General features: G+C 37.9%; 1 protein-coding gene. It reads right to left on the reverse strand.

All coding sequences use genetic code 11. The features are described from left to right. Positions 1 to 48 precede the first annotated feature (48 nt). Positions 49 to 512: phage antirepressor KilAC domain-containing protein (locus ACFIM1_RS09525; RefSeq protein WP_375609932.1), on the reverse strand; the 464-nt coding region annotated here is incomplete at its 5' end.

Genomic DNA, 512 nt, shown 5'->3' on the forward strand with positions numbered 1-512 from the left:
GATTGTTTCATCAGTCATTTCGTATTTTTTTTCCATGGTTTGTTTCCTTTAATGCATGCTTTGTCGTTTAATTTCTTGAGATAGCACCCCCATGCCTTTTGTTGTGATTTTTGCTGAAGGAATGACTTTGTCAGTTCCATTTTCGGTTTGAATAGTGAGGGTTGAGCAATCCATTAGTCCTTTTTGTATTTTGTCTTGATAAGGCAATAAGTGAGCCCCGAAAGTGCGTCGATAAACCCATCTTTTTTTCTGTAAGAAGAGAATGAATTGTTTTGGTTGCATTTCGAGCACTTTAGCGGCTTCAGTAAGACCGAAGAGCCCATCAGAGCGTTGTAAGCTTTCAAGAGCCATTGCTTTTGGTTTTAAATCTTCAATGATGATGTCTTTACGCTCATTTTCATTTTTTAGATGAGTTAATACACCTAACATTACTTGTGGACTTGAGTAATCGATTTGTGGTGTAACAACTTGCTTTGCACGCCGCTCGCATTCAATAAAATATTGACGGGCTT

The organism is Bartonella sp. AC158YNML, assembly GCF_042196725.1.
In the GTDB taxonomy this organism is placed as follows: domain Bacteria; phylum Pseudomonadota; class Alphaproteobacteria; order Rhizobiales; family Rhizobiaceae; genus Bartonella.